Origin of the sequence: Micromonospora sp. U56, assembly GCF_018070095.1 — a bacterium.
In the GTDB taxonomy this organism is placed as follows: Bacteria; Actinomycetota; Actinomycetes; order Mycobacteriales; family Micromonosporaceae; genus Micromonospora; species Micromonospora purpureochromogenes.
In genome coordinates this window covers 1-3,140 of sequence record NZ_JAGPYL010000226.1, presented here as the reverse complement: position 1 = coordinate 3,140, position 3,140 = coordinate 1, and the positions used below count along the sequence as shown (strand labels likewise).

Sequence of the window (3,140 nt, the reverse complement as noted above, 5' to 3'; positions counted from 1 at the left end):
GACCCCCTCCGCGCCCCAGCCGCCGTACCAGCCTGACCCCCCGCCCCCCGCCGTCCCCCGCCGCCCCGCGCCGCGAGCGCGCACTTTCCCCGAAAGAGTGGCCTCGGACGACGGAATGCGCCCTCTTTCCCAGAAATTGCGGTCGCCCGTCGACCACGCCGCCGGCCCGCCCGTCGTGCGCGCACTTTCTCGGAATGAGTGGCCTCGGGCGGCGGGATGCGCCCTCGTTCTCGGAAATTGCGAGCGGGCGTCGGGGGTGGGGGTGCCGTCAGGAGACGGTGAAGAGGAGGTGGTTGACGGTCAGGGCGGTGAGCGCCTGGGCGGCCAGCCACCAGCGGCGGGCCGGAGCGGGCAGGTGCGCGGCGGCGACCAGCAGCCAGACCGCGAACGGCAGCCAGATCCGCTCCACCTCGGCCTTGCTCATGCCGGACAGGTCGGCGCCGATCACCGCCAGCGCGGCGGCGGCCGGCAGCAGCACGGTCGGCCCGAGCAGCCGCACCCGGGACGCCGGCGCGACCGCCCAGCGGTGTGCGAGGAGGCCGCCCACCAGCCGGCCGGCGACGCGGCCCGAAGCCCCGACCGCCGGGGCGGACGCGGCCGACTCCGCCGCACCGGCTCGCGCCGTGCCGCGCCAGCCGGCCCGGGCCGCCAGGAGTGTGCGGCGCAGCGCCGGCCCGACCACCGGCCCGGCCGAGAGCAGCACCGCCGCCAGATTGGCCCAGACCCAGTACCCGTACGGGCGGTCGGCCGCCCAGCCCTGGTAGTAGCGCTCGACCACCCGGTCGTACCCCTGCCACCACTGGAAGCCGGCGAGGGTGAACGCCACGACCACCGCGCCCACCCCGGCCGCTCCGGCGAGCAGCGCACCGCGCCGACCCGAGGGGCGCAGCGCCAGCACGGCCAGGGCCAGCGGCCCGACCAGCACGAAGCCGTACGACAGGTGCAGCGCGACGCCGAGCAGCAGCCCGCCGGCCAGCGCGGTCGCGGGTCCGCGTACCGCCAGCAGGGCGAGGCCGGCGGCGACCACGCCGGTGAAGACGCCGTCGGCGGAGGCGCCCACCCAGACCGCCCCGGGCAGCAGCACCAGGAACGGCAGCACCGCCCGGGTCGCCTCGCCGGCGCCCAGCGCCCGCAGCGCCAGCGGTACGGACACCACGATGCTCGCCCCGACCAGGACGCAGGCCAGCGCCGCCGCCGTCCCGCCGCCCAGGCCGACGCGGTCCAGGCCGACGAAGAACAGCAGCGCGCCCGGCGGGTGGCCGGCGGTGTGGGTGGACCACGAGTCCGGCTGGAAGTCGAGGATCCGGTCGGTGAAGCCGGCCAGCATCCGCCGGACGTCGGTCACCCCGGGCACCTCGTGCAGGTACTCCGCCTGGGGGGTGAGCCGCCGGGTCAGCCCCGCCGACCAGCCGTCCACCAACGCGAGGGCCAGCGTCCACGCCACCGCCGCCAGGTAGCCGGCGCCGAGCAGCGGGCCCCACCGGGCGGTCCGGGCCCAGCGCAGCCCGGGGCCGAGCACGACGCCGGCGACCAGCAGCGCCGCCGGCGTGCCCCAGCCCAGGTGCGGCCGCCAGCTGGCGTAGAGCGGCGCGGCGTCGGCGTGCAGACCCACCCCCCGGTGGTTCAGCACCGCGCCGACGGCCACCGCGGCGGCCAGCAGCGCCGCCTCGACCGCCAGCACGACGACATCGCCCCGGTCGCGGGCCGGGGCACGGTCGGGGGCGGGCGAGCGGGGGAGCGTGGCACCGGGTCTCATGTCGACCGGACGGTATACACCTGCGCGCCGGCTCGTCAGCCGAACCACCGGTACGTCACCGGACGGTAAGAAATGCCTGCTCGGTAAGCGTTCCGTAAGGCCGAACGCGGCGCGGGCGGCCCCGGGCGGACCTAGCGTCGGCGGTATGCAGACGCAGATCGACGTGGTGCTGCCGTGCCTGGACGAGGCCGCCGCCCTGCCCGGCGTGCTGACCGCGCTGCCGCCCGGCTACCGGGCGATCGTGGTGGACAACGGCTCCCGGGACGGCTCGCCCGAGGTGGCCGCCCGGTACGGCGCCCGGGTGGTGCACGAGTCCCGCCGGGGGTACGGCGCGGCCGTGCACGCCGGGATCGAGGCCGCCGAGACGGAGCTGGTCTGCGTCCTCGACGCCGACGGCTCCTTCGCCCCTCGGGAGCTGCCCGCCCTGGTCGCCCCGGTCGCCGAGGGGATCGCCGACCTGGCCGTCGGCCGCCGCCGCCCGGTCAGCGTCGGGGTGTGGCCCTGGCACGCCCGCGCCGGCACCGCGCTGGTCGCCGCGCTGCTGCGGCACCGGGGCGTTCCGCTGCGCGACCTGAGCCCGATCCGGGTGGCCCGGCGCGAGGCGCTGCTGGCTCTCGGCGTCACCGACCGGGCCTTCGGCTATCCGCTGGAGCTGCTGATCCGGGCGGCCGCGGCGGGCTGGCGCATCCACGAACTCGACGTCGCCTACGCCCCCCGTGCCGTCGGCACCCGCTCCAAGGTCTCCGGCTCGGTCCGCGGCACCCTGCGCGCCACCCGCGACTTCGCCGCCGTGCTGCGCAGCGTGGACGGTCCCCGGTGACCGTGCTGCTGGTGGTCGCCAAGGCGCCCGTGCCCGGCGCGGTGAAGACCCGGCTCTGCCCGCCCGCGACCGGCGTGCAGGCCGCCCGGGTGGCCGCCGCCGCGCTGCGGGACACCCTGGACGCCGTCCGGGAGACCCCCGGCGTGACGCCGGTGCTGGCGTTGGCCGGCCGCCTCGCCGACGCCGAGGACGCCGCCGCGCTGGCCGCCGCCGTCGCCGGCTGGCCGGTCCTGCCGCAGCGGGGCGCGGACTTCGCCGCCCGGCTGGTGCACGCCCACGCCGACGTCGCCGACGCCTTCCCGGGCCGTCCGGTGCTCCAGATCGGCATGGACACCCCGCAGCTGACCCCGGCGCGGCTGGCCGCGGCCGTACGCCGGCTGGCCGACGCCGACGCCGACGCGGTGCTGGGTCGGGCCGCCGACGGCGGCTGGTGGGCGCTGGGGCTGCGCGACCCCCGGCAGGCGGTGGCGCTGCGCGCGGTGCCGATGTCGACCCCGGACACCGGCCGGTCGACCTGGTCGGCGCTGGCCGAGCGGGGGCTGCGTACCGTGCCGCTGCCGGTGC

The 3,140-nt window shown here is 78.3% G+C and carries 3 protein-coding genes; 2 read left to right on the top strand and 1 reads right to left on the bottom strand.

Annotated elements, in window-relative coordinates:
* Positions 1 to 268: 268 nt before the first annotated feature.
* Positions 269 to 1,756 carry a hypothetical protein gene (locus tag KBX37_RS33570; RefSeq protein WP_247659487.1) on the bottom strand — a complete coding sequence of 496 codons (1,488 nt, stop codon included), beginning with the start codon at positions 1,754 to 1,756 and terminating at the stop codon, positions 269 to 271.
* Positions 1,757 to 1,901: 145 nt separating this feature from the next.
* On the opposite strand from KBX37_RS33570, the gene KBX37_RS33565 reads away from it, so the two are divergent.
* On the top strand, positions 1,902 to 2,576 hold the full coding sequence (locus KBX37_RS33565) for a glycosyltransferase family 2 protein (protein ID WP_210779841.1): 675 nt from the start codon (positions 1,902 to 1,904) through the stop codon (positions 2,574 to 2,576).
* Positions 2,573 to 3,140 (top strand): DUF2064 domain-containing protein (locus KBX37_RS33560; protein ID WP_210779840.1); only part of this gene is annotated, 568 nt, incomplete at its 3' end. The genes KBX37_RS33565 and KBX37_RS33560, both read left to right, overlap by 4 nt.

Excerpts from the sequence above, each read along its gene's own strand:
- KBX37_RS33570 (WP_247659487.1), bottom strand. The coding sequence starts at position 1,756 with ATGAGACCCGGTGCCACGCTCCCCCGCTCGCCCGCCCCCGACCGTGCC.
- KBX37_RS33565 (WP_210779841.1), top strand. The coding sequence starts at position 1,902 with ATGCAGACGCAGATCGACGTGGTGCTGCCGTGCCTGGACGAGGCCGCC.